Origin of the sequence: Cognatilysobacter terrigena (assembly GCF_004361065.1) — a bacterium.
Taxonomy (GTDB): domain Bacteria; phylum Pseudomonadota; class Gammaproteobacteria; order Xanthomonadales; family Xanthomonadaceae; genus Cognatilysobacter; species Cognatilysobacter terrigena.
Window position 1 is genome coordinate 1 of the sequence record NZ_SELT01000035.1, and the last position, 26444, is coordinate 26444.

The 26444-nt window shown below is 68.5% G+C and carries 21 protein-coding genes; 15 read left to right on the forward strand and 6 right to left on the reverse strand.

The annotated features are described in order from the left end of the window. Nucleotides 1-137: 137 nt before the first annotated feature. Entirely contained in the window at nt 138-1424 is a 1287-nt protein-coding gene (locus EVS83_RS14430) for a glucose/galactose MFS transporter (RefSeq protein WP_133501724.1), read from the reverse strand. Nucleotides 1425-1638: 214 nt separating this feature from the next. Here EVS83_RS14430 and EVS83_RS14435 point away from each other — a divergent pair, with 214 nt between their 5' ends. Beyond that, nucleotides 1639-2655, forward strand: coding sequence for a LacI family DNA-binding transcriptional regulator (locus EVS83_RS14435; RefSeq protein WP_133501725.1), 1017 nt, complete (start codon nt 1639-1641; stop codon nt 2653-2655). Between the two features lies 1 nt (nt 2656). Here the strand turns inward: EVS83_RS14435 and EVS83_RS14440 are convergent, their stop codons facing one another. Then, a complete protein-coding gene (locus EVS83_RS14440; protein WP_133501726.1) occupies nt 2657-3844 on the reverse strand; it encodes a BaiN/RdsA family NAD(P)/FAD-dependent oxidoreductase in 1188 nt (395 codons plus the stop codon). 391 nt (nt 3845-4235) lie between these two features. Here EVS83_RS14440 and EVS83_RS14445 point away from each other — a divergent pair, with 391 nt between their 5' ends. From EVS83_RS14445 to EVS83_RS14470, 6 genes are all read left to right on the forward strand, one after another. Next, nucleotides 4236-4538 (forward strand): hypothetical protein, encoded by a 303-nt coding sequence (locus EVS83_RS14445; protein WP_133501727.1) that lies wholly within the window; start codon nt 4236-4238, stop codon nt 4536-4538. Nucleotides 4539-4644: 106 nt separating this feature from the next. Beyond that, nucleotides 4645-4941, forward strand: coding sequence for a hypothetical protein (locus EVS83_RS14450; RefSeq protein WP_133501728.1), 297 nt, complete (start codon nt 4645-4647; stop codon nt 4939-4941). A 94-nt stretch (nt 4942-5035) separates the two neighbouring features. Continuing rightward, nucleotides 5036-5398, forward strand: coding sequence for a hypothetical protein (locus tag EVS83_RS14455; RefSeq protein WP_133501729.1), 363 nt, complete (start codon nt 5036-5038; stop codon nt 5396-5398). A gap of 52 nt (nt 5399-5450) precedes the next feature. After that, nucleotides 5451-7079, forward strand: a complete 1629-nt coding sequence (locus EVS83_RS14460) for a DUF4384 domain-containing protein (protein ID WP_133501730.1) — start codon at nt 5451-5453, stop codon at nt 7077-7079. A 2-nt stretch (nt 7080-7081) separates the two neighbouring features. Continuing rightward, nucleotides 7082-8293, forward strand: a complete 1212-nt coding sequence (locus EVS83_RS14465; RefSeq protein ID WP_133501731.1) for a tetratricopeptide repeat protein — start codon at nt 7082-7084, stop codon at nt 8291-8293. Between the two features lie 25 nt (nt 8294-8318). Next, complete coding sequence (locus EVS83_RS14470) at nt 8319-8942, forward strand: pentapeptide repeat-containing protein (RefSeq protein WP_133501732.1); 624 nt, start codon at nt 8319-8321, stop codon at nt 8940-8942. A 64-nt stretch (nt 8943-9006) separates the two neighbouring features. Here EVS83_RS14470 and EVS83_RS14475 read toward each other — a convergent pair whose 3' ends face one another. Then, entirely contained in the window at nt 9007-11397 is a 2391-nt protein-coding gene (locus EVS83_RS14475; RefSeq protein WP_133501733.1) for an alpha/beta hydrolase family protein, read from the reverse strand. Nucleotides 11398-11612: 215 nt separating this feature from the next. Here EVS83_RS14475 and EVS83_RS14480 point away from each other — a divergent pair, with 215 nt between their 5' ends. From EVS83_RS14480 to EVS83_RS14495, 4 genes are read left to right on the forward strand one after another with little or no spacing between them, the layout of a single operon-like run. Then, nucleotides 11613-13028: a cytochrome ubiquinol oxidase subunit I gene (locus EVS83_RS14480; RefSeq protein ID WP_133501734.1), complete on the forward strand. Its 1416-nt coding sequence runs from the start codon at nt 11613-11615 to the stop codon at nt 13026-13028. Next, nucleotides 13025-14041 (forward strand): cytochrome d ubiquinol oxidase subunit II, encoded by a 1017-nt coding sequence (gene cydB / locus EVS83_RS14485; protein WP_133501735.1) that lies wholly within the window; start codon nt 13025-13027, stop codon nt 14039-14041. Before EVS83_RS14480 ends, cydB begins: the two co-directional genes overlap by 4 nt. Nucleotides 14042-14083: 42 nt before the next feature. Then, a complete protein-coding gene (locus EVS83_RS14490) occupies nt 14084-14365 on the forward strand; it encodes a YcgL domain-containing protein (protein WP_133501736.1) in 282 nt (93 codons plus the stop codon). Continuing rightward, nucleotides 14358-17660 carry an ankyrin repeat domain-containing protein gene (locus EVS83_RS14495; protein WP_133501737.1) on the forward strand — a complete coding sequence of 1101 codons (3303 nt, stop codon included), beginning with the start codon at nt 14358-14360 and terminating at the stop codon, nt 17658-17660. Before EVS83_RS14490 ends, EVS83_RS14495 begins: the two co-directional genes overlap by 8 nt. A gap of 36 nt (nt 17661-17696) precedes the next feature. On the opposite strand, the gene EVS83_RS14500 is transcribed toward EVS83_RS14495, so the two are convergent. Continuing rightward, nucleotides 17697-19499, reverse strand: coding sequence for a monovalent cation:proton antiporter-2 (CPA2) family protein (locus tag EVS83_RS14500; RefSeq protein WP_133501738.1), 1803 nt, complete (start codon nt 19497-19499; stop codon nt 17697-17699). Between the two features lie 124 nt (nt 19500-19623). Here EVS83_RS14500 and EVS83_RS14505 point away from each other — a divergent pair, with 124 nt between their 5' ends. Further along, nucleotides 19624-20601 (forward strand): GGDEF domain-containing protein, encoded by a 978-nt coding sequence (locus EVS83_RS14505; RefSeq protein WP_166636922.1) that lies wholly within the window; start codon nt 19624-19626, stop codon nt 20599-20601. A 52-nt stretch (nt 20602-20653) separates the two neighbouring features. Continuing rightward, nucleotides 20654-21544: an energy transducer TonB gene (locus EVS83_RS14510; protein WP_166636923.1), complete on the forward strand. Its 891-nt coding sequence runs from the start codon at nt 20654-20656 to the stop codon at nt 21542-21544. Nucleotides 21545-21614: 70 nt separating this feature from the next. On the opposite strand, the gene rho is transcribed toward EVS83_RS14510, so the two are convergent. Further along, nucleotides 21615-23318 (reverse strand): transcription termination factor Rho, encoded by a 1704-nt coding sequence (rho, locus tag EVS83_RS14515; RefSeq protein ID WP_133501741.1) that lies wholly within the window; start codon nt 23316-23318, stop codon nt 21615-21617. Nucleotides 23319-23621: 303 nt separating this feature from the next. Then, nucleotides 23622-23948 (reverse strand): thioredoxin, encoded by a 327-nt coding sequence (gene trxA / locus EVS83_RS14520; protein ID WP_133501742.1) that lies wholly within the window; start codon nt 23946-23948, stop codon nt 23622-23624. A 242-nt stretch (nt 23949-24190) separates the two neighbouring features. On the opposite strand from trxA, the gene rhlB reads away from it, so the two are divergent. After that, on the forward strand, nt 24191-25900 hold the full coding sequence (gene rhlB / locus EVS83_RS14525) for an ATP-dependent RNA helicase RhlB (RefSeq protein ID WP_133501744.1): 1710 nt from the start codon (nt 24191-24193) through the stop codon (nt 25898-25900). Nucleotides 25901-26027: 127 nt separating this feature from the next. After that, nucleotides 26028-26444 (forward strand): cell division ATP-binding protein FtsE (locus EVS83_RS14530; protein ID WP_133501745.1); only part of this gene is annotated, 417 nt, incomplete at its 3' end.

Sequence of the window (26444 nt, forward strand, 5' to 3'; positions counted from 1 at the left end):
CGGCGCCGCGGATTACGAACGGCTGGCCGTCGACTTCGAGGTGATAGCCGCGTCCGTTATGGACGATGCGCACGGTCGACGGTGCAGCGATCGACGGCGACGCGAACGTCGCCGCGAACGCGAGGGCGATCAGCGACTCAACGCGCCTGCTCATACAGGCGCGCGTACTTCAGGCCGAAGAACAGGATGAAGGCGTAGCAGGCCATCGGCAGGAAGAACGAAGGCTGCAGGCCGATGCGATCGGCCAATGCGCCCTGCAGGAACGGCACGATCGCGCCGCCGACGATGGCCATGCACAGCACGCCGGAGCCGCGACCGGTGAGGTCGCCGAGGCGATGCAGCGCCATGCTGAAGATGGTCGGGAACATGATCGAGTTGAACAGGCCGACCGCGAGGATCGCCCACATCGCCAGCGTGCCGCCGCTGAGCGTGGCGATCAGCACCAGCAGCATCGACATCGCCGCGTTGAACCCGAGCGCGATGCCCGGGCGCACCACGCGCATCGCCGCGAAGCCGATGAAGCGCCCGATCATCGCGCCGCCCCAGTAGTAGCTGACGTATTTCGCAGCGTCTGCGGCAGGCATGTGCGCGATGTGCGGCTCGCCGAGGAAGTTGACCAGGAACGAGCCGATGCTCACTTCCGCGCCGACGTACAGGAAGATGCCAATCGCGCCGAGCACCAGGTGCGTATGGCGGAAGATCGACGTCGTCGGTGCGCCCGGCAGCGTGTCGTCATGCGTGATGCGCGGCAGTCGCACCAGTGCGAACAGCACGGCGAGCAGCGCGAGCGCGGCGGCGAGGGCGAGATACGGGCCCTGCACGCTCGATGCTTCGGTCGCGCGATACGCGGCCTGCTGCGCGGCCGGCATCGCGGCGATCTGGTCGGGCGCGAGTGCCGCGGCGCCCGAGAGGATCAGGATGCCGCCGAAGTACGGGCCGACCGTCGTGCCCAGCGAATTGAACGCCTGCGTGAGCGTGAGCCGGCTCGATGCCGTGCGCGGATCGCCGAGTACGGCGACATACGGATTCGCCGCGACCTGCAGGATGGTGATGCCCGCGGCGAGCACGAAGAAGGCGACCAGGAACAGCGCGTAGCCGCTCTTCGCTGCGGGATAGAAGAGCAGGCAGCCCGTCGCCGCGATCGCGAGGCCCGTCACCGCGCCCCGCTGGTAGCCGATGCGACGGATCAATCCGCCCGCAGGCAACGACACGAGGAAATACGCGCCGAAGAAGCAGAACTGCACGAGCATCGCCTGCACGTAGTTGAGCGTGTAGACGGCCTTGAGGTGCGGGATCAGCACGTCGTTGAGCGACGTCAACAGGCCCCACATGAAGAAGAGGATGGTGACGATCACCAGCGGACGCGTGGTATCCGCGGGCGCGTCGGTGGTCGAGACAGGCGATGCAGCCGAATACGAAGCCATTGACACGGTCTCCTACGGAGGGTCGCGCCGAGTCTGCCGCAAAGACGAGCGGGATGATAGCGCTGTCAATTTTCCGGTAGGATCGGCCGGGTTCGCGGGGTCGTCGCGACGGTGCAGCGCACCGATGCGGCGGAAATGGGGACATTACACTGTGTCGCCGCATCGCCTGCCCCACGGCGACGGCACGGCCTGATGCAGGCCGACGGGAGCGATCATGGTGTCGAGAGTCCGCATCGAGGACGTGGCCGAGGCGGCGCAGGTCTCCATGAAGACCGTGTCGCGCGTGCTCAATCGCGAGCCGAACGTGCGCGAGGAAACGCGCGAGCGTGTGCTCGAGGCGGTGAAGCGGCTCAACTACATCCCGCACTTTTCCGCGCGCAGCCTCGCGGGGAGCAAGTCGTTCCTGGTCGCGCTGCTTTACAACAACCCGTCCGACAACTACCTGATGGGCGTGATGTCCGGTGCGCTCGCGGCCTGCGAACAGCAGGACTACGCGATGCTGCTGTGCCCCGTCGAAACCGATGTGCCGGGCCTGCTCGATCGCGTCGAAAACCTCATTCGCCGCTCGCAGCCCGATGGCCTGGTGCTGACGCCCCCGATCACCGACATCCCCGAACTGCGCGCGCGCCTGGCGGAACTGCAGATGCCGGTCGCATGCATTTCGCCGAAGGATCGCGTCGGCAGCATCGGCGTCGGCATGGACGAGACGCAGGCCGCCTGCGACATGGTGCTGCACCTCGCCACGCTCGGGCATCGCCGCATCGCGCACATCTCCGGGCATCCGGCGCACGGCGCAACGGGCTGGCGCATCGCCGGCTATCAGCTCGGCCTGCAGCGAGCCGGCCTCGAAATCGACGACACGCTGCTGATGCCGGGCGAGTTCTCGTTCGAATCCGGTGCGCGGGCTGCACGTGCATTGCTCGCGCAGAAGCGCCGCCCGACCGCGATCTTCGCAGCGAACGACGACATGGCCGCGGGCGTGATTTCCGCGGCGCTCGAGCAGGGCCTGCGCGTGCCGGAAGATCTTTCGGTCTGCGGCTTCGACGACACGCCCATGTCGACGCAGATCTTTCCGCCGCTCACCACCGTGCACCAGCCCACGCACGAGATGGGTCGGCTGGCGACGCTCGAACTCCTCGCGGCGGTTCAGAACCCCGGCGGCGGCCGCATGCTGCATGTGCCCTACACGGTCTGCGTACGGCGTTCGAGCGGCCCCGCGCCGCGACGCTGAGTCAGGCCGCGATCGCCTCGCCGCAGGCGTGTCCCGCGGCCCAAGCCCACTGGAAGTTGTAGCCGCCGAGCCAGCCGGTGACGTCGACGACTTCGCCGATGAAATAGAGGCCCGGTACGAGCCGCGATTCCATCGTGCTCGACGACAACTCGTTCGTGTCGACGCCACCCAGCGTGACTTCCGCGGTGCGATAGCCTTCGGTGCCGCTCGCAATGATCGGAAACCGCTCGAGCAGCGACGCCGCCTCGCGCAACTGTGGCGGGGTGAACTGCCTCATCGGTCGATCCGGCAACCAGACCTCGCAGAGCCGCTGTGCGAACCGCTTCGGTAGGGCTTCCGACAGCACCGTATGCAGTAGCGCATCGGGGCGCGACGCACGATGCGACGTCAGGAAGTCGTGCGCGTCGCGACCCGGCAGCAGGTCGAGCACGAGCTCGTCGCCCGGCTGCCAGTACGACGAGATCTGAAGGATCGACGGCCCACTCAGGCCGCGGTGCGTGACCAGCAGCTTGTTGCTGAAACTCACGCCGTTGCAGCTCGCGGTGACGTCGAATGCCACGCCACTCAAATCGGCCAACCGCTCCTGATGCGTACCACTGAGCGTCAGCGGCACCAGCCCTGCACGCGTCGGTTTCACGGCATGCCCGAACGTGCGCGCGAGCTCGTAGCCGAAGCCGGTCGCGCCCATGCTCGGAATCGAAAGACCGCCGCTGGCGACGACCAGCGCACGCGCATGGAAGGGTCCCGCCGTCGTGCGCACGCGGAAGTCGCGCTCGCCTTCGTGGGCGATGCGTTCGACGCTGCATCCCGTCAGCACGCGCGCACCCGCGGTGTCGCATTCGTCCATCAGCATCTTGACGATCAGCTTGGACGACTCGTCGCAGAACAGCTGCCCGAGTTCCTTCTCGTGGTACGCGATGCGATGGCGCTCGACCATCTCGATGAAGTGCCACGGCGTGTACCGCGCCAGCGCCGACTTGCAGAAGTGCGGATTGCCCGACAGGTAGTTCGCGGGCGTCGTCCCGGTGTTGGTGAAATTGCAGCGCCCGCCGCCCGACATCAGGATCTTCTTGCCGACGCGGTTCGCATGCTCGACGACGACAACGCGCAGCCCCCGGCGCGCCGCGGTGAAGGCGCACATCAGGCCGGCGGCACCGCCACCGATGATCAGGACGTCGAGATCTTGCATACGGGCGGCGCGCGGGGCGCCGACTACTCCGTGACACGGCGGCGAATTATCCCTTCGCCGTCGCGAGCACCCGTCGCGAACGTGAGATCCCACGTCGCCGCGCTCACCGAGTGTGACGCTCGTTGCAGAACGCACGTTGGTTACCGAGCGGCGGCGAGGCTTGCGAGCTCGACCGTTTTGACGCAGTCGTCACGGATAAGTTCGGCGAACGTGCAGCTAAACGTCCGTATCTCGGCCGAAGCCGCGAGTGGGCATTAACCGGACCGGCATATCGCACTCACGCGCCATTGACGCGCGGTGACAAAAGGTGACGTCGAACGTCAGCTTTGCTGTCGTGCACCACGGACGGCGCTTTTCGCGATCTCCGTGCGCCCATCTACCGGAGACGTCCATGCGCCGCAGCCTCGCGGTTCTTGCCCTGCTTGCCCTGTCCACGTCGGCCCTGGCCCAGCAAGGGTCCAACAGCCGCGTCGTCATCAGCGGCAGCAACGACCAGTCGGTGACGATCAGCGGCTCGGTCAACAACAAGGCCGAGTCCGGTGCCCAGGCGCGCATCAACGTCGGCTCCGTGAGCAACGCGAGCGTCGGCAGCAACCGCCAGTCGGTGCACGTCGAGGGCTCGATCCAGAACCAGGCGTCGGGCTCGGGCTCGAAGGCCACGGTGAACATCGGCTCGGTCAGCGACGACCACTGAGCCTCCGGACGCCGGTCCGGCCCGCCGCGCGTCCTCCCCCCATCGGGCCGCCGTTCCACCGCCATCCCGTGCACCTGACGTGCACTGCCGACTGAAAGGACATCGCATGAAGAAGACGCTGATCACCCTCGCCGCCGCCGCCCTCCTGCTGTCGGGCTCGGCCTTCGCCGAAGTCAAGATCAAGGGCAAGAACGAGCAGTCCACGAACGTCCAGGGCGCCGTCCTCAACGCTGCGGTCGGTGCGGGCTCCCGCGCGAAGCAGAACATCTCGTCGAACAAGGGCAACGTCTCGATCGGCGGCGACAACAAGCAGTCCACGACGGTGCAGGGCGCGGTGCTGAACGCCGCCGTCGGCGCCGGCACCAAGGCCGAACAGAACGTCTCGTCGAACGACGGCGATTGATCGACGCCACGCGGCCTGCGCCGCGCAGTGGTTCGCGGGGCGGCCTTGTTCGAGGTCGCCCCGCACTGCGTTTCTCCCACGTTCTGGAGGTCGAATGAACACGCTCACGCCCGCCGTCATCGCCGCGGTGTTGCTGATCGCCGCCGTGCCCGCGCTCGCGCAGCAGCAGGATCCGACGCCGCGCAAGGACATCGATCCGTGGGATCGCGCAAAGGTCACCCAGGCGCAGGCCAAGCGCTGGATCGGCTTCGGCACGCAGCAGGTGGGCAGCGACACGACGGTCACCGCCAACCGGGCAGGTTCCGGCGCCAAGACGTGCATCACCAACGTCGGCACCACGACGGCGTCGCCGTCGACGGTCGGCGGGTTCACCCCGCGCTACGGCCCGGCGCCGCAGGGGCAGCGCAACGATCGCGTCGTCGTGGTGAACGGCAGCGTCATCAACGTGTGCAAGTAAACACGGCGTCGCCGCGCGGCACGCCGCACATCAACCAGCGAACGGAGTCGGGATGCATCGAGTTTTGGGGGGCGGCCTGCGGGTCGCGGTGACAGCATGCGCGGTGATCGCGCTCGGCGGATGCAGCACGCTCGGCAAGAGCAGCCCGCAGAAGAACGCGGCATTTTTCGATCAGAACTATGTCGAGGACCGGAGCGTCGTCTGGCCGGTGCGTTCGGTCAGCAATTTCGACGACGGCCTGGCCTGCATGGACGCGATGCTGCGCGACAACCACGTCGGTCCGATCCTGATCACCAGCAAGACGATTCCCGATGCATCCGGCAAGGTCTTCGTGGCCACGAAGGACATGGTGATCACGTCGCTGTCGGAGATGTCCCGCACCAGCAACGCCTTCCGCTTCGTCGACTACGAAGTCGATCCGCTCAAGCAGGACACGGTGCAGACTCTCACCGGCCTGCTGCTGCAGGCGAACCAGATGCAGATCCAGGTGCCGCAGCTCTACGTCTCCGGCGCCATCAGTTTCCTCGACCAGAACGTGATGATCGACCGTCGCAGCCTCGGCGCCGGGACGAACCAAGGCGAAGTCGGTTACTCGCGCGACCTCATCGGTACGGTGATGGGCGCCGAACTGCACCTGGGCGATTTCCAGACGCGCACGCTGATCCCGGGTGTGCATTCCGCGAACGAAATGGCGCTGGCCAACAAGGGTGCGGGCCTCGATCTCGGCGGCCGCATCCGTAAAGCGGGCGTGCAGTTCGAATTCGGCAACGACTATTCGCAGGGCGTCGGACCGGCAACGCGCACGCTCGTCGATCTGTCGATGATCGAACTGGTCGGCAAGTGGGCGCGCCTGCCGTACTGGGAATGCCTGTCGCTCGACAGCGCGCATCCGGAATTCCAGCGCCAGCTGCGCCAGTGGTATCTCAAGATGGACGACGCGCAGCGCGCCGCGTTCATTGCGCGCGGCCTGCGGGCCAACGGCTACTACGACGGAGATGTCAGCGGCCGCGTCATACCCGCGGCGCTGCGCGACGCCGTGCGTCGCTACCAGGTGGATGCCGGCATCGCCGCGACCGGTGATCTCAGTTACGAAACCTACGATCGCCTCGCGCGCGACTACGTGCGCAGTGACGGACAGGGCGGTTTCAGCCGCATCGGCTGGGGTGACGTCAGCCGGCGGATGCCGACCGAGCTCGCGGCCATACCGCGCAACGGCACGCCGGCGCTCGAATCGACCGACCCGCGCCCGGCACGCGTCACGATCACGTTGCCGTCGTCGACCACCGAGTACACGGTCGGCCAGTCGGTGTACTTCAACATCAGCACCGATCGCACCGGCTACCTGCGCTGCTACTACCGCGATGCCAAGAACGCGATCACGCAGGTCTATCCGAATCCACTGCAGACGGCCGCACAGGTGGAGGGCAATCGTTCGCTCCTGGTGCCTGACCCGAATAATCCGCAGAGTTTCGCGATCGAGTTCTCGCGTCCGGGCAGCGAGGAAGTGCGCTGTTACGACACCGCCCATGACGTGAGTGCGCGCCTGCCGGCAACGCTCAATGCACCGCCGCTCGAGCCGCTGTCCGTGGCGAGCTTCGACGAGCTGGAACGTGCCTATGCGACCGCCGCCGGCGGGCTGGTCGGTCGCGGCGTGCGCGCATGGACGGTGGTGCGGCCCTGAGCATGAGCACCGTGCAACGTTCATCGCGTGATGTTTGGCTGACGGCGTGCCTCCTCGCGCTGAGCACCGTGCCCGTGCTGCACGCCGACGCGTATGCCACGGATGCGGTCGTTGCGTCCGTGCCGAGCGACCCACCGCCGCCGAACGAGCCGCAGAGCAACATCCGCTGGCCCGCTGCGACGCCGCCGCTCACGGCGCCGGTCACCGCAGCGCCTGCACCGGACGCGCCTCCGTCGAGCAACTTCCGCTGGCCCGCCAAGACCGTCGGCTCGCCGCCGGCGTCTGCGGTGGAGGAGCCGCCGGCGTCGAACATTCGCCCGCCGCGATCCGCAACGACCACTGCGGCGCCCGTAACGATGGAGCCCGACGCACACGTCGCCCCGGACGCCCCGTCGAACGAGCCGACTTCGCCGGCGGCCGCGTTCGAGCAGGGCCTCGCTGCCTGGCGTCGCACCGGTGATGCGCAGCGCTACGTCGATGCGCTGCGCCTGTTCACGCAGGCAGCGCAAGGCGGTGACGTTCGCGCGTCCGCCGCAGTGGGGTACATGCAGGGGCTGGGCCTCGGCGGCACGCGCAACGTCGATGCCGCGCGCTCGCTGCTGCAATCCGCGAGTGCGGCCGGAGTCGTCCACGCCGATTACCTGCTATCGCTCGTCGAGGCCGACGGTGGCGACGCGAAACGCGCCGCCGCATTGCGCGAGAGTGCTGCAAGGCGAGGCGACGCCGCCGCGCAGAACGCGATGGGCGTCCATTACGAACGCATGGGCGACCGTACCACCGCCGAGATGTGGTATCGGCGCGCCGCTCAAAGCGGAAGCGCGTCCGCCAAACTCAATCTCGCGTCTCTCAAGCGCGCCGACGATGCACAGGCGGCAACCCAGGCGACCACTGCGCAGGCCGCCAAGGGCGACGCGCCTGCGCTGTTCGCGCTCGCGCAGCGTTATCACCGCGGCGACGGTGTTCCGGTCGACTATGCAAAAGCCTTGCGCTACTACCGCGCGGCCGCGGCGAAGGGCCACGCGCCGTCGCGTCGCATGCTCGGCCTGATCCAGTCACGCGTCACGGCGGACGGCGCCTTCGATCCCGCGTGGATGCAGCAGCTCGCGTCGGTCGACGTCACCAACGAAGTCCGCCCGCCCGCGTCGTCGGGCACGCCGGCGCCCGCACGACTCGACGATCCCCTGTCCGGCCTCGCAGCCCGGCCGTCGCACTGATCCGCATTTTCCGAAGGAGGTGTCCATGAAGACCATCAGCCCATTCGCGCTCGTCCTTGCCCTCGTGGCCGGTGCCGCGTCCGCGCAAAGCATCGGTGTCGATGCCGACGGCAAGGTCCGCATCGATGCCGGCGACGGCAATCGCCTGTCCAGCGATGGCAACGGCAACGTCAAGGCGACGGCATCCGGTCGCACATCCGTGCAGAACATCAACTCGAACACCGGACGTCGGGTTGTCGAAGGCGACAACGTACAGCGCAGCACGATCAGCGGATCGCGCGTCAACATCGCGGCGGGCGGTGGTGCCGCGACCAGTACGGTCAGCGGCCGCACGATGACGGCAGGCTCCGTAGGCGCGCCGCCGGCGATCAGCTACGTCAATGCCGAGCTGCAGGGCCACAACTTCGCGGGTCGCAATCTCAGCGGCGTCGATTTCACCAACGCCACGCTGACGCGCGCCAACTTGAGCCGTGCGCAGCTTGTTGGCGCGCAGTTCGTCAACGCCGAGCTCGGCGGCGCCGACCTCCGCGGCGCGAACCTGCGCAATGCCGTGGTGACGAACGCCGAATGGGGCAATGCGCGACTCGACGGCGCCACCTGGATCGACGGCCGCATCTGCGCTGCCGGCTCGACCGGGCGTTGCCGTTGAGTCGAGGAAGCAGCGAAAACAGCGGCACCTAGAGAAAGGCCCACCGAACGGTGGGCCTTTGCATTCACTTTCCGAGCGACGCCGCGAACAGTTCGCGGATGCGGCGGTACTCGTCGTACCACGAGTCCGCGTGCACGAAGCCGTGGCGCTCCAGCGGATACGGCGCGAGCGTCCACTTGTCCTTGTGCAGCTCGATGAGCTTCTGCGTGAGCACCACCGAATCGCGGAAGAACACGTTGTCGTCGATCATGCCGTGCGCGATGAGCAGGTTGTCCTGCAGGTTCTTCGCGTATTCGATCGGCGAGCTCGTCGCGTAGGCGTCGGGATCGAGCTCCGGCGTGTTGAGGATGTTCGACGTGTACTCGTGGTTGTACTGCGACCAGTCGGTGACCGGGCGCAGCGCAGCGCCGGCCTTGAACGTGCCCGGCGAACGGAACAGGCCCATCAGTGTCATGAAGCCGCCGTAGCTACCGCCGTAGAGGCCGGCAAGGTCGCGATCCGCGTGGCGGCTGGCGACGGCCCAGTCGAGCGCGTCCAGATGGTCGTCGAGCTCCGGATGGCCCATGTTGCGGTAGATCGCCGTGCGCCAGTCGCGGCCGTAACCGCTCGACGCGCGGTAGTCGATGTCGAGCACGACGTAACCCGAATCGACGAGCAGGTTGTTGAACATCTGCTCGCGGAAGTAGTTCGGATAGCGCGCGTGCACGTTCTGCAGGTAGCCCGCGCCGTGGATGAAGAACACGATCGGGTAGGTCTTGCCCGGCTCGTAGTTCTTCGGGCCGTAGAACTTGCCCCAGATGGTGCCGGCGCCGTGCTTGCTCGGGATCTGCACGATCTCGGGCGCGATGAAGTCGATGGACTTGAACTTCTCGCTGCGCGTGTCGGTGAGTTCGCGCGCTGCGCCACCGTTCGCATCGACCACGGCCAGCTGCGGCGGTACGTAGCTCGACGAGTGACGCACGAGCAGCTTCGACTCGTCCGGCGAGAGATCGAAATCCTCGACGCCGTCGAGGCTCGTCACCTCGCGCACGTCGCCGCCGTTCGCATCGACCGCGCAAATCTCGTAGTCGCCCGGCCACTTGCGGTTGCACTCGAAGTAGAAGCGGCGGCCGTCGCGCGTCGCGACCGGTGCGGACACTTCCCATTTGCCCGACGTCAGCGCGCGCGACGAACCCGGCGCATCGCTCACGTACAGATGCGAATAGCCCGACTTCTCCGACAGGAACCACAGCCGGTTGCGACCGTTCGCGTTCGGCAGCCAGCCGAAGTCGTTGAAGTTCCAGTTGATCCACGCGTTGTCGGTGAGACGATCGCGCGTGACCAGCTTCTTCGCGCCGAGATCCACCTGCGCGATCCAGCGATCCTTGTTGTCGACCGCACGCACGAGCACGGCGGCGTCGCGGCCGTCGTCGCTCCAGTGGATCGCCGGGCCGGTACCGTCGCCGTCGGTTTCGATGCGCACGTCGCGCGCGCCGTCCAGCGGCTTCTTGCCGGCCTTCTTGCGCAGCTCGGCGAGCGGGTCGGTCTTGATGCCGGGCAGGTCGTCGAACTTGAGCGGGGTGACGATGCCCGTCGCGGTTTCGACCAGCCACAGCGAATGCGCGGCGGGCGCATTGCGGCCGACGCGCGTGCGCACTTCCTCGAACTCCTCGTAGCCCGATTCGGTGACGTACTTCGGCAGCTTGCCCTGCTGGCCGAGGTTGGCGTCCTTCGGGTACGTCACCGCGAGCAGCCAGCGGCCGTCGGGTGAGAGCGCGCTGTCGACGAGCTCGAGGTCCTTGCCGAGATAGGCGGCCGGCGGCGCGGCGGTGGGATCGGCCGCGCGCCAGGTCTTGTCCTGCGCCTTCGCGGCCTCGCGCTTCTCGCGGTCGGTGCGCAGCGTGTCGATCAGGCGCAGCTGGCGCGCGCGCAGGTCGTCGTCCTTCTTGGCCTTGTCCGGATCGTCCTCGAGCTTGAGCGTCGACGCCTGCGCGATGCCGGTGCCGGCACGCCACGTGAACCAGTCGTTGCCCGCGCGGAACACGAGCTGACCCTGCGGGCCCCATTGCGGGCGCGATTCCTCGGCGTCGGTGCGCGTGACCTGCGTCAGCGCGCCGCTCTTGAGGTCGCGCACGAAGATGTCGCCGCCGCGCGAGAACGCCATGCGCGTGCCGCTCGCGTCGACCACCGCGTCGTCGCCGTCGATCGCCGCGCGATCCGCGCCGTCGAGCTTGGTCGCTGCGCCGCCGGTGATCGGCTGGCGGAACGTGTCGCGGATCGTTGCGCCGGCGCGCTTCTGGGTGAAGTAGGCGTTCTGGCCGTCCCACGACCACCACGCCTGCTCGACCGCGTTGCCGATCCAGTCCGGGTCGGCCATGGCCTGGTCGAGGGTGATGCGCGGCGCGGTCTGCGCGGTGGCGGCGAGCGGGGCGAGGCCCGCGAGAAGAAGGGCGGTGGCGAGGCAGTTGCGACGCATCGAAAGGTCCGACGAACGAAGTCGGCCGAGCGTAACAGCCGCCGCTGCGAGGCGGCTGTGGCGTCGGTCATCCGCGCCGTGCGCGGTTTCACGGGTTCAGGCGGCGCGCGAGGGAGGCGACGACGGGCCCGGCCGTCACTGGCGTCCGCTGTCGCGACGGGCGCACAATACGCAGGCGAATAGACGACTCAACCTGATCGAAGGGATGGCCCTCGATGGATGCACTGCTGCTCTCGCGGATCCAGTTCGGATTCGTGATCTCGTTCCACATCATGTTTCCCGCGTTCACGATCGGCCTCGCCAACTGGCTGGCGTTCTGTGAATGGCGATGGCTGAAGACGCGCGACAGCGTCTGGCGCGACATCTACTTCTTCTGGCTGCGCATCTTCGCCATCAGCTTCGGCATGGGCGTGGTGAGCGGCATCGTCATGAGCTTCCAGTTCGGCACCAATTGGGCCGTGCTCAGTGAACGCGCCGGCAACATCCTCGGCCCGTTGATGACGTACGAGGTGCTGACCGCGTTCTTCCTCGAAGCGACGTTCCTCGGCGTCATGCTGTTCGGCGCGAAGAAGGTGCCGGAGAAGCTGCATTTCTTCGCGACCTGCATGGTCGCGCTCGGCACGTTGATCTCGACGTTCTGGATCATCTCCGCCAACAGCTGGATGCACACGCCGGCCGGCTATTCGATCAACGCCGGCGGCGTGTTCGAGCCCGCCAACTGGTGGGCGATCATCTTCAATCCGTCGTTTCCGTACCGCCTCGCGCACATGGTGCTCGCCGCGTTCATCACCACGTGTTTCGTGGTCGGTGGCGTCAGTGCGGCGTACCTGTGGCGACGTGAGCACGTCGATGCCGCGCGCAAGATGCTGAAGATGGCGGTGCTGTTCGCCGCGATCACGGTGCCGACGCAGATCTTCGTCGGCGACCTGCACGGCCTCGAAGTCCACAAGTACCAGCCGGCGAAGCTCGCCGCGATCGAGGCGCACTGGGAGCAGGGCGAGCCCGGCGCCGGCGTGCCGCTGGTGCTGTTCGCGCTGCCGGACATGGACAACGGGCGCAACAACGCGGAGATCGCATTGCCGCGCGTGGGTTCGCTGATCCTCACGCACAGCTGGGCGGGCGAGATCGCGCCGCTCAAGGCGGTGCCGCGCGACGAACGCCCGCCGGTGTCGCCCGTCTTCTTCTCGTTCCGCATCATGGTCGGCCTCGGCGTCGCGATGCTCGCGCTCGCCTGGTTGTCGGCGCTGCAGCTGCGACGCGGCCGCCTGTTCGACTCGCGCTGGCTGATCAACGGCTGGCGATGGATGACGTTCGCCGGCTTCGTCGCGCTGCTCACCGGCTGGTACGTCGCCGAGATCGGGCGTCAGCCGTGGGTGATCTACGGGCTGCTGCGCACCGCGCATGCGGTGAGCCCGATGCTGACGACGGGGCAAGTGATCACGTCGATGGCCGCGGTCCTCGCCGCGTACTCGGTGATCTTCGGTGCGGGGCTCTGGTACATCCGCAAGCTCGTGCGCATCGGGCCGCTGCCGCATGACCCGGGCCCGGATGCCGAGCACGGCGACCGCCGCCCGAAGCGCCCGCTCTCGGTCGATTCGCTGCCCGAGGAAAACGCCGGGGTGCGCCTGTGAGCGCCGCCACCGTGCTGCCGGTGATCTGGTTCGGCGTGATCGGGTTCGGCGTGCTGATGTACGTGCTGCTCGACGGTTTCGTGCTCGGCCTCGGCATCCTCGCGCCGTTCGCGCGCGACGAGGACGAGCTCGACCACATGATGAACACGGCCGCGCCGATCTGGGACGGCAACGAGACCTGGCTGGTGCTCGGTGGTGCCGGTCTTCTCGCGGCCTTCCCGAAGGCGTACGCGGTAATGCTGTCGGCGCTGTACCTGCCGGTGCTGCTGATGCTGATCGCGCTGATCTTCCGCGGTGTTGCGTTCGAGTTCCGCTTCAAGGCGACGCGCGCGCGCCGCTTCTGGGGCGCGGCGTTCGGCCTCGGTTCGACGTTCGCCGCGTTCGCGCAGGGCGTGATTCTGGGCTCCATCGTCGAAGGCATGCCGCTGACCGCGGGCAAGTACCTCGGCGGCGCGTTCGGCTGGTTCAGCCCGTTCTCGATGCTGACCGGCGTCGCTGTCGTGTTCGGCTATGCGCTGCTCGGCACGACGTGGCTGATCCTGAAGACGGAAGACCGCCTGCAGCGTTCGGCCCGTTACATGGCACGCCCGCTGGTGCTCGCGGTGGTGGCATTCATGGGGCTGGTCAGCGCGTGGCTGCCGTTCCTGAGTTCGCGGATCATGGCGCGCTGGTTCGAGGGCGGCAGCTTCTGGTGGCTGCTGCCGGTGCCGCTGCTCGCGCTCGTCAACGCGTTCCTGCTGTGGCGCGCCGCCATGCGCGAAGGCCGCGACGCGATGCCGTTCATCCTCACGCTGAGCTTCTTCCTGCTCGGCTTCGTCGGGCTCGTCGTCGGCGTGTGGCCGCACATCATTCCGCCGTCGCTGACGATCTGGAGCGCGGCGTCGCCGCCGTCGTCGCAGGGTTTCGTGATGGTCGGCATGGCGGTGCTGCTGCCGGCGATCCTCGGCTACACGTGGTGGTCGTATCGCGTGTTCTCCGGAAAGATCGCGGCCGACAGCGGCTATCACCACTAGTCCGCGGGTATGCTGTGCCGACGCCCCCGGAGCGTCGACGTCATGCACGCCCACGTCTACAAGAGCCTGCGAAAGGCCGACACCTACGTCTATCTCGCGCAGCGCGATGGCTTCGACGCGCTGCCCGAGGCTGTGCGCTCACAGCTCGGCGGCCTCGACTTCGTGCTCGAGGTCGAACTGACGCCCGATCGCAAGCTCGCCCGCGCCGACGTGGCGCAGGTGCGCGAAGCGCTGGAGACGCGCGGCTTCTTCCTGCAGATCCCGCCGCTGCCCGATGCGGCGGCGTACGACGCCGAAGAGTTTTACCGGAGCCGCGATGCCTGAGCGCGGCACTTCGCAGGGACGCTCGGTCGCGCTGGTCGCCGCCGCCGTCGTGCTCGCGGCGCTCGCCGCGTTGCCGTCGCCCGCCGCTGCGCTCGGCGTGTTGCTCGCACAGCCGCTGGCGACGCTCGGCATCGCGATGCGTCGTCGCACCGCAGGCGCGCCGAGGTCGCATGCGCTCGTCACGCTCGGCCTGTGGACGGTCGCGACGCTCGGCATCGCGGTCGTGCTCGGCTGGCCGCTGTCCGCGCTGCTGCACAGCGGTTCGCTGCCCGCGACCATCGCGCTCAGCCTCGCCGTCGGCATCGCGTTGCTGGTGCTGTGGCCAATGTGGACGCTGTGGAGCGGCGTCGAACGCGACGGTGACTGGCGCGAACATCTCGACGCGTTGCACGACGTCGATCGCACGGCATGGCGTGGCCTCGGCGTCGCGGCAGCGGTCGTCGTCATCGCCGCCGAGACGCTTCTGCTCGCATGGCCGGGTCTGCTCGTCGGTGCGGCGCGCATCGCGACTGCGGTCGCGGTTGCAGTCATCGGACCGGTCCTGCATCTCGCGATCCAGCGTGCCGCGGGTGCGACGCCTGCCGTGGAGCGCGTCGAACAACCCGCGCGCGCCGACAACATCGTTTCGCTCGACGCCGTGCGCGCCGAAACGACGGTCGTCGCGCCGGTCGCGCCCGCGATCGATCCGCACGCGATGTTGCGTGAGCTCTACGACGCCGCGCGCGGTGGACGCGTCGAACGCGCACTCGCGCTAATCGACACCGGCGCCGACGTCACTGCGCCGCCGCCGGCCGGCGAACGCGATCAGCGCGCGCTGCCCGTGCTTGCCGCCGTGCTGCCGGACCTTCGCCTCCTGCGCGCGTTGATCGGCAAGGGCGTGGACCTCAACGCGATGCACGCGGGCATGACGCCGCTGCTCGCCGCCACGCGCGACAGCTGGCACGGCCGTCCGGAAGCGGTGATGACGCTGCTGTCGAACGGCGCCGACCCGCGCACGCGCGACGGCGAAGGCAACACCGCGCTGCACTTCGCCGCGCGCAGCACCGATCCGGGCGTCGCCGCGCTGCTGCGCGATGCCGCCGCCGAACTCGAAGTCGTCAATAACGAAGGCCTGTCGCCGCTCGGCATGGCGTGTTCGGTGGGCAACTGGCGCGTTGCGCGCTTCCTGCTCGAACGCGGCGCGCGCCCGGAGCCGCCGGGTGGCCAGCCCGCGCTGCTCGCCGCGGCCGGGAGCGAGGACGACGATCCCGCCGGCGTGCAGCTGCTGCTCAAACACAAGGCGCGCGTCGATGCGCGCGATCGCTCGGGCCGCAGCGCGCTGCACGTCGCCGCATACGCCGGCCACATCGAGATCGTCATCGCGCTGCTCGAAGCCGGCGCCGATGCCTCGCTGGCCGACGCGCAGGGCCGCACGCCGATCATGGAATCGGTGCGCGGCGGCCATCTCGAAGTCGCCGACGAACTGCTGCGGCAGATGCCCGACGGCGGCGCCGCGCAGGCGGCGCGGGTCGACGCCGAAGGTCGCGGCCTGCTCGCGCTCGCCTGTGAATCCGATCGCACCACGCCGGAACTCGTTGCGCGCCTGATCGAACTCGGCGCCGATCCGTCGCAGGTCGACAAGCAGGGCAAGCGTCCCGTCGATCGCGCGGCCGAAGCGGGCCGCTGGGCGCTCGTTGCCGCCCTCGATGCGGGCTATGGCCTGCCGGTCGCACTACGCGAGGACGACGACGCACCGCTGCCCGATCGCCCGCCGATCGCGCTGCTGCGCGAAGGCCTGCGCGAAGGTCGCGACGGGCTGGATGCGGTCGCGAAGCTGACCTCGCCGATCGATCTCGGCTCGCTGCTGCACGACGACGAGATCGTCGCGAATCCCGCGAACGTCGCATGGCTGCTCGCGCGCGGCGCAGATCCCTACGTGCGCGACGGGCAGGGCCAGACGCCGCTGTTCGTGCTGCTCGGTCGCGGTCCCGCTGCGTTGCCCGCGCTCCGTCGCCTGCTCGATGCCGGCGTGCAGCCGACCGGTCGCGGCGGGCTCGCGCGTTTCCTCGCGGCATGCGTCGCCGGCGATGCGGGTTGCGCACGCATGGCACTCGAATTGCTCGAACGCGGCGCCGATCCGTTCGGACCGTCGCGCGGCGGCGATCCTGCGATCACGCTGGCGGTGCGCCTCGGCGGCGTGCCGCTGGTCGAACGCCTGCTGCAAACCGGCGTCGGCCTCGACGCGCGCGACAGCCGTGGCATGAGCGCGCTGCACCTCGCCGCGGCGCTCGGCCGCATCGACCTGGTCAAGCGCCTCGTCGCGCACGGCGCGTGCACCGAACTGCGCGCGACGGACGGGCAGACACCGCTCGGCGTCGCGCTCGCCGCGGGCCGTCGCGACATCGCGGATTGGCTGGATTGGCGCGGCTGGCCGCTGCCGCGCCGTCCGCTACGCGCCTCCGACGTGCCGGCCGCGGCGATGGCGGGCGACGACGATGCGGTGCGCCGCCTGCTCGATCTCGGCATGCCGGTCGACGCCGTCGATCGCCAGGGCTGCAGCGCGTTGCTGCGCGCCGCGGGTGGCGGACATCGCGCGGTGGTCGAACTCCTGTTGTCGCGTGGCGCCGATCCGGGCCTCGCCGCCGCGTCGGGCGCAACGGCGCTGTCGGCCGCGGTGTCGATGCGCCATCTCGACATCGTCGACCGGCTCGTCGCGTCGGGCGTGTCGCTCGAACAGCGACTGCCCGGCGATCTCACGGTGTTGATGGTTGCGAGCGCGCTAGGCCTGCCCGATCTCGTCATGCGTCTGATCGCCGCCGGCGCGGACGTGCACGCCGTCGACGGGCAGGGCCGGAACGCGCTGCACTGCGCGGCGCTCTATGCGTTCACCGCGCGCGAGCGTTCCCGCGTGGTCGCGTTGATCGACGCGCTCGACCTCGCCGGTGTCGAAGCCGATCAGCCGGCGAACGGCGTGACGCCGCTTCTGCTGTTGCTTGGCGCGCGTGCGGAGCCGGGCACGGCGGTCGACGAAGACGTGTTGCTCGCCGCGCTCGACCTGTTCCTGACGCAGGACGTTGCGCTCGATGCGCGCGACGCACGTGGCTTCGGCCCGCTGCATCTCGCGGCGCTGCACGGCCTGCCGCGCGTGGTGCAGCGTCTGCTCAAGGCGGGCGCGGATCCGGAGCTGCGCGATTCGCTCAACCGCTCGCCGCGCGAGGTCGCGCTGATGCGCGGCTTCGTCGACATCGCCGCCGAGTTCACGCCCGCGACGTCGCAACGCGACATCTCGATGGCGCGTTTCCTGCGCGATCGTTGACCGGGACGTCGGCCGCGTTGCTGCGCGGCCGATCGATCAGGGCGTTTCCGCTTCGCGCACCATCGTGCCGAGCACGCCTTCGCCGACGTCGGCGTTGAACAGATCCTCGAGTTCGCGGCGTGCTTCGCGCGAGGTCTGGATCAGCGCCGCTTCGTCGTCGCGTACCTCGTATTGCGCGCGCAGCAGGCGTTCGTCGTGCTCGCGGAAGCGCTTGACCTGCTGGTGCACCGTCGCCGCGTCGAAGCCGAGTTCGACGAGCACGCGCTCGCCGGTGTGCAGGCTCGAGTGGAAGGCTTCGCGGATCGCGTGCGCGCCGAGATCCATCAGCTCCCAGGCGTGGCGACGATCGCGGGCACTCGCATACACCGCGGCGTCGGGATAGAGCTGTCGCACCGCACGCGTCGTGCGCACCGAGGCCTCCGGATCTTCCAAGGCGATCACGAAGACCTTCGCCGATTCGGCGCCGGCCGATCGCAACAGGTCCGAGCGGCTCGGATCGCCGTAGTACACCGGGTTGCCGAAGCGCCGCACGAAATCCACCTGGTCGGCGCTGGGCTCGATCGCAATGAAGGGCAGCTTCTGCGCGGTCAGAAGTCGCGCGACGACCTGGCCGAAACGTCCGAAGCCCGCAATGAGCACTTTCGGCTGATGGTCCGGAATCGCATCGAACGCGCGCGCAGGTTTCGCCGGCGCGCGTCCCACCAGTCGCGCGACGACCAGCATCAACAACGGGCCGACGGCCATCGACAGGCCCACCGTCGCGACGAGGCGATCGCGCGTCAGTCCATCGATCAGGCCCACGCGCGAGGCTTCCGAAAACACGACGAACGCGAACTCGCCGCCGAGCGCGAGCACGCCCGCGAGCTGCACCGCATCGCGACTCGACAGGCGCCCCGGTTTGCGGCCGACGATCACCAGCAGCACGAACTTGATGGCGAGCATCGCGGCGACGAGCGCAGCCATGCGCAACGGCTCGGCGACGACGCGCGCGACGTCGATCGTCATGCCCACCGCCATGAAGAACAGGCCGAGCAGAAGCCCCTTGAACGGGTCGATCTGCGCTTCGAGTTCGTGGCGGAATTCGGAATCGGCCAGCAGCACGCCGGCGAGGAACGCACCGAGACCGGGCGACAGCCCCGCCTGCAACATGATCCACGCGGCACCGAGCACGGTAAGCAATGCGGCGCCTGTGAACACCTCCGGCATGCCGGTGCGCGCGATCAGGCGGAACGCCTGTCGCAACAGCAACCGGCCGCCGACGACGACCAGCAGCACCGCGCCCAGCGCCTTGCCGACCACGTAGCCGTCGAACGATGTGCCGCCGACATGGCCGAGCAGCGGCATCAGCGCGAGAAGCGGGATCGCGGCGAGATCCTGGAACAGCAGGATCGCGAACGCGAGGCGGCCGTACTCGCTGTGCACCGCGCGCCGCTCGGACAACAGCTGGAGGCCGACCGCCGTCGACGATAGCGCGAGCGCGATGCCGACCACGATGGCCGACGTCCACGACATTCCCGCGAGTCGCGCGACGCCGCCCAGCGCGAGGCTGCACAGCAGCATCTGCATGCCGCCGGCACCGAACACCGGGCGCCGCATCACCATCAGTCGCGACGGCGACAGCTCCAAGCCAAGCACGAACAGCATCATCACCACGCCGACTTCCGACGCCGCGAGCACCGGGTCGGCATCGGCGACCACTCGCAGGCCCTGCGGCCCGAGCAGCACGCCCGCGGCGAGATAGCCGAGCACGGCGCCGAGGCCCAGCCGCCGGAACAGCGGCGCTGCGACGACCGCGGCGAGCAGGAAGACGAGGGCAAGATCGAGACCGCTGCCGTGCATGGTGAAGCTCCCGGGCCGGACGCCCCATCGTAGCCGCCCGTCTGCCCGGTCCGGTCGCAACCACCGCGATGCAGTGTCCGCCGGGTTACGCTGCAGCCGCTTGTTCGACCGGGACGAGGTGGAGATGTCGCTTCAGCGCGTGCGCACCGACTTCCAGTTCGCCGTCGTCATCGCGTGCTGCGCGATCGGCGTGCTCGGCGTCGCCCCGTTCGCGATCTTCCGCGCCATGCAGCACGAATGGACGGCGGTGGCGGTGGATGTGCTGATCATCGGCGCGCTCGCAGGCGCATGGCTGTATGCATGGCGTGGCGGCAACCTGCTGCGCGCCGGTGCGTTCGTCGTCGTCACCATGACGCTGGCGTGCATCGCGGTCAGCCACGTCATCGGGCTGGCGGGTGCGTTCTGGTCGTGTCCGGCGTTGCTCGCGAATTTCATCCTCGTGCGGCGACGCCATGCGCTCGTCGCATCGGCCGTGCTGATCGCCGCGCTCGTCATCGACGCACACGCATTCGCCACGCCGCTCGATCGCTGGATGTACCTCGCTAGCGCGTCCGTCGGCTGCGCGATCGCTTACGTGTTCGCGCGCCGCACCGACCTGCAGCGCGAACAACTGCAGACGCAGGCCTCGCGCGACCCGCTGACCGGCGTCGCCAACCGTCGCGCGATGGATCGCGAGCTGCACATCGCCGCCGAGACGTTCCGGCGCCATCGCACGCCCGTCGGCCTGCTCGTCATGGATCTCGACCACTTCAAGCGCGTCAACGACGACTTCGGCCATGAAGCGGGCGACGACGTGCTCGTGCATTTCACCCGCGTCGTGCAGACCAGTTGTCGCGCGGGCGATCGACTCTTCCGCTATGGCGGCGAGGAGTTCGTGCTGCTTCTGCCTGGAGTCGACGCGGCGACGCTGTACAAGATCGCCGACATCCTTCGCGACGCGGTCGGCGTGCGCGTCCGCGCCGGCGGTCGCGCCGTCACCGTCTCGATCGGCGGCGCCGTCCTGCGGCCCGACGAAGACACCACCGAATGGGTCGCACGCGCGGATGCGGCGATGTATGAGGCAAAGCATCAGGGACGGGATCGGGTGGCGGTCGCCCCCTGATGGGGTTCCGATGGCATCATCGGCCGCAACGGTCACCAAGGACGAAGATCCCATGAAATATCGCCTGATGCTCCTGCTGTGCGCCGCATTCGGGGCCACTGACGTGTCCGCGGCCGTGACACCGCTTCCGGCGATGGAACAGCCGATCCTGGTGACGCGCATCGATTGTCGGATCGTGATCGACAAGCAGGGGCGTGTGGCCGAGTACACGCCGAAAACGGAGCTTCCTGCTCTTCTTGCCGAACGCGTTGGCGAGATGGTGAAAAGCGTTCGCTTCGAACCGGTCGAGGTCGACGGCAAGATCGTCAATGCCGAGACCACGATGCGTGTCGCTGTATCCGCGAAAAAGCTCGATGACGGTTCGATGCGGTTGGCGATCGACAATCTGACGTTTCCGCCGGAGAAGAAGGAGTCCGCCGCTCCTGCTGGGCAGCCGACCGTGATCAAGCGTGCGCCCATCCGCTATCCCAAAGAGGCACTGCGCTACGAGCTCGATGCGGATGTTCTCGTTGCCCTGCTTATCGGGCCCGATGGTCGGGTGCGCGACGCCGCGGTCCAGCAGAGTGCCCTGGTGCATCGCACCGGCAACCCTCGCGAAGTGGCGAAGGCGCTTCAGATCTTCGAAAAGGCGGCGCTGCAGGTGCTTCGCCAGTGGGAGACCACCCCATTCGCGCTGTCGGATATGCCAGCGCATGAGCGCGTTGCAGACGGATACATCGCCTACGTCCCGGTGCAGTTCCGTATCGATCGTCCGATGAAGGGTGGCATCGATGGCGTGGGCCAGTGGACGTTGGAAACGCGCACGGTGAAGCGCGTGCCCGCATGGGCTCCAGTGGACGCGAAAGCGCCCCAGCCGAGTGCTTCGGATCTGGCCCAGGGCGAAGAGGGCGGGGTCAATACGCGTTACCGCCTGGCCGTCCCCCTTGCCGCGCTGTCGCCCTGAGTCGGGCCGGACGAAGCGCTCAAAAAAAGCCCCGCCGAAGCGGGGCTTTTAATTTCAATCGATCCGCGTCTCAGCGCTTCATCGAACTGAAGAACTCGTCGTTGCTCTTCGTGTTCTTCATCTTGTCGAGCAGGAACTCCATCGCGGCGATTTCGTCCATGCCGTGCAGGAGCTTGCGCAGGATCCATATCTTCTGCAGCAGTTCCGGCTCGATGAGGAGGTCTTCGCGACGCGTGCCCGAGCGGTTGATGTCGATCGCCGGGTAGACGCGCTTCTCGGCGATGCGGCGGTTGAGGTGCACTTCGGAGTTGCCGGTGCCCTTGAACTCTTCGTAGATCACCTCGTCCATCTTCGAGCCGGTATCGACCAGCGCGGTGGCGATGATGGTCAGCGAGCCGCCTTCTTCGACGTTGCGCGCGGCGCCGAAGAAGCGCTTCGGACGGTGCAGCGCGTTAGCGTCGACACCACCGGTCAGCACCTTGCCCGACGACGGCACGACGTTGTTGTACGCGCGCGCGAGTCGCGTGATCGAGTCGAGCAGGATCACGACGTCCTTCTTGTGCTCGACCAGGCGCTTGGCGCGCTCGATCACCATTTCGGCGACCTGCACGTGGCGCGCGGCCGGCTCGTCGAACGTCGAGCTGATGACCTCGCCGCGCACGGTGCGCTGCATTTCCGTGACTTCCTCCGGGCGCTCGTCGATGAGCAGCACGATGAGGTGCACGTCCGGATGGTTGTACGTGATGGCGCTGGCGACCTGCTGCATCAGCATCGTCTTACCGGCCTTCGGCGGCGAGACGATCAGCGCACGCTGGCCTTTGCCCTGCGGCGCCATCAGGTCGAGGATTCGGCCGGTGACGTCTTCGGTCGAACCGTCGCCGCGCTCGAGACGGAACTTGCGACGCGGGAACAGCGGCGTGAGGTTCTCGAACAGCGCCTTGTTCTTCGACGCCTCGATGGGCTCGCCGTTGATCGTGTCGACGATGTTGAGCGCGAAGTAGCGCTCGCCGTCCTTCGGCCAGCGGATGCGGCCGGAGATGTGGTCGCCGGTGCGCAGGTTGAAACGACGGATCTGCGACGGCGAGAGGTAGGTGTCGTCCGGACCGGCGAGGTAGCTCGCCTCGGCCGCGCGGAGGAAGCCGAAGCCGTCCGGCAGGATCTCGAGCACGCCGTCGGCGGCGACGCCTTCACCGTGGCGGGTCAGCACCTTCAGCAGCGCGAAGATGATGTCCTGCTTGCGGGCGCGGGCAACGCCCTCGTGGATGTTGAGCTGCTCGGCGAGCTCGATCAGCTTGCTGGCGGGCATGCGCTTGAGATCGCCCAGCGAGTACTGCGGGAAGCCTTCGGGCACCTGCGGATGCGGGCGCGGCACGAAGCCTTCGCCGTTGCCGCCGCCTTCGTCGCTCATCATCTGTTCGCGGCGTTCGCGCTGGCGTTCGCGGCGGTTCTTGAAGCGTTCGCGACGGCTCTGGCGCTGGCCTTCGCTCTGCTCGCGCGGGCCGTTCTGGCCGCCGCCAGCGTTCTGCTGCGACGACGATTCGCCCGAAGGCTCGGGGGCGCCGGCGACCGGTGCAGCCGCGGCGTCGGCGCTCGGAGCGGGCGGCGCGGATTCGGCACGCACCGGCGGTTCGGGCGCGGCGGGAGCGGGCGCTTCGCTGCGTGGCGGTTCGGCGACGGCGGTCGCGGTGGTGTCGGGAGCGTCGGCTTTGGCCACGCGCGTCTTGCGCACGCGCTTCTCGGCGACTTCGCCGGCGTCGGGGGTCTGGTCGGACAAGCGGAAATCCTCGCTAATGCGGCGAGCGCCCGCGGTAGGCGGGCGATGTCGGGATCGGAATAGATAAGAGGGGTGCGGCGAGCGCGAACGCGCCGGGCCAGCGGGAAACTAGCACCGCCGCGACGAGACGTGCAAGCGCTCGCGACAGCGGGATTCGACCGGACGAAGCGGCGGTGCCGCGTGAAGGTCGGCCGTCGGGCGGCGGAAGATGCAGCCACTCTACGCGACGGGCGGGGCGCGGGGCGCGGCGCCGCCCGGTCGGTTCATCGGCGGGTCACGCCCTCGGCGCGACCCGCTCGGGCGTCAGAGCGCCTTGTCGATCAGCTGAGCGAGCTGGGCCTTGCCCACCGCGCCGATCTGCTGGCCGTGGATCTGGCCGTCCTTGAACACGAGCAGCATCGGGATCGAGCGCACGTGGTACTTCATCGCGGTCTGGCGCTCGTCGTCGACGTTGACCTTCACGATCTTGGCGCGGCCCTCGTAGGTGCCGGCCAGCTCGTCGAGCGCGGGTGCGATCATCTTGCAGGGGCCGCACCACGGCGCCCAGAAGTCCACCAGCACCGGCTCGGACGACTGCAGGACTTCGCGGTCGAAATCGGCATCGCCGACGTGCTTGATCTTCTCGCTCACTGAACAGGTCTCCTCGGGGTGCGGTGCGGCGATCATGGTCGCACGGATGCCGTGCAGCCATGCGCTACACTTGGGGGCCTTCCGCGGTGGCGCAAGCCCCGCGAGACCGTCCGATCCGCATCCGCAGTGTTCCGCGGATGCATCCCGCCCGCTCCCCACGCGCGCCCGGACGCCTGGCCCGGCCAGCCCTCGTGCCCGGCCGCCGCCCTCCTTCGCACGCGCCGCTTCGGCGCCGGATCCTGATGAGCGACAAGCCCCTAACCGACGTTTCCTTTACCTCGTTCGACCTGCACCCCGCGCTGCTCGCGGGTCTTGAAGCCGCCGGCTTCACGCGCTGCACGCCGATCCAGGCCCTCACCCTTCCGATCGCCCTCACCGGCCGCGACGTCGCCGGCCAGGCGCAGACCGGCACCGGCAAGACGCTCGCCTTCCTCGTCGCCGTCGTGAACCGGCTGCTGACGCGCCCGGCGCTCGCCGACCGCAAGCCCGAGGACCCGCGCGCGCTGATCCTCGCGCCGACCCGCGAGCTCGCCATCCAGATCCACAAGGACGCGGTGAAGTTCGGCTCCGAGCTCGGCATCAAGTTCGCGCTGGTCTACGGCGGCGTCGACTACGACAAGCAGCGGCAGATCCTGCAGCAGGGCGCGGACGTGATCATCGCGACCCCCGGCCGCCTGATCGACTACGTCAAGCAGCACAAGGTCGTGTCGCTGCACGCCTGCGAGATGTGCGTGCTCGACGAAGCCGATCGCATGTTCGACCTCGGCTTCATCAAGGACATCCGCTTCCTGCTGCGCCGCATGCCCGAGCGCACCACGCGGCAGACACTGCTGTTCTCGGCGACGCTCAGCCATCGCGTGCTCGAGCTCGCGTACGAGCACATGAACGAGCCGGAGAAGCTGGTCGTCGAGACCGAGTCGATCACCGCGGCGCGCGTGCGCCAGAAGGTCTACTACCCGGCGGACGAAGAGAAGATCCCGCTGCTGCTCGGCCTGCTGTCGCGCAGCGAAGGCGCGCGCACCATGGTGTTCGTCAACACCAAGGCCTTCGTCGAGCGCGTCGCGCGTGCGCTGGAGAAGGGCGGTTATCGCGTCGGTGTGCTCAGCGGCGACGTGCCACAGAAGAAGCGCGAGTCGCTGCTCAAGAAATTCCAGGCAGGCCAGCTCGAGATCCTCGTGGCGACCGACGTCGCCGCACGCGGCCTGCACATCGACGGCGTCTCGCACGTCTACAACTACGACCTGCCGTTCGATGCCGAGGACTACGTCCACCGCATCGGCCGCACCGCGCGCCTGGGTGCCGAGGGCGACGCGATCAGCTTCGCCTGCGAGCGCTATGGCATGACGCTGCCGGACATCGAGGCCTACATCGAGCAGAAGATTCCCGGCGAACACGTGTCGCCGGAGATGCTGGTCGCGCTGCCGCGCCCGGTGCGCGAGAAGGTGGAGGGCGAGGACGAGGAGAGCGTCAGCGCGATCTTCCGCGAGGCGCGCGAGCAGAAGGCCGAAGACGACGCGCGTCGCGGCATCAAGCCGCGCAGCGGCGGCCGCAGCGGCGGTGCGCGCGATGGCGAGCATCGTCCGCGCGGGCCGAAGCCCGAGGGCGCGCGTCGCGAACCGAAGCCGGCGGTCGAAGCGGTGGCGGGTGAGGCCGCGGCTGCACCGAAGGCGCCGCGTCCGCCGCGCATCGATCAGGCGACCGGTCAGGAAGTGCCGGCGCGCAAGCGTCGCCGCCGCCGTCGCGGCAAGCCGGTCGACGGCGCGGTGGTGGCCGAGTCGAACACGACGACCGCGAGCCGCACCGAGCGTGGCCCGGCGCGTCACGATGCGCGTCCCCCGCGCGTTGGCGTGGACGCACCGAAAGTCGGTGCCGAAGCCAAGCCCGGCCTGCTGCATCGGGTCGCGCGTGGGCTGAAGTCGCTGATCACGCGGGCGCCGCGCAGCCAGCACTGACGCCACGCCGCGCGAGTGGCGAGCGATACGAACGGGCGGTCGCGATGCGATCGCCCGTTTTCGTTGGTGCTCTCGACGTGACATTGCCGCGACCAGCCGTCGCGAGGCTTCTGCGATACTCCGTCGCATGACCCTTCTGCGTTTCGACAACGTCGGCAAGCGCTACGCCTCCGGGCGCGAGGCGCTCACGGACGTCAGCTTCGAGGTCGCGCCGGGCGAGATGCTGTTCGTCACCGGGCATTCCGGTGCCGGCAAGAGCACGCTGCTGCGCCTGATCCATCTGACCGAACGCGCCTCGCGCGGCGCGGTGATCTTCGCGGATCGCAACATCGGCAAGCTGCGCGGACGCCGCATGGCGATGCATCGTCGCGAAGTCGGCGTGGTGTTCCAGGATCACCGGCTGCTCGCCGACCGCAGTGTGGGCGACAACGTCGCGCTCCCGCTGCTGTTGCGCGGCATGCATCGCGCGGAGATCGCCAAGCGCGTGCGCTCTACGCTCGACAAGGTCGGCCTCGGCGATCGCGAGAAGGCGCTGCCGCGGCAG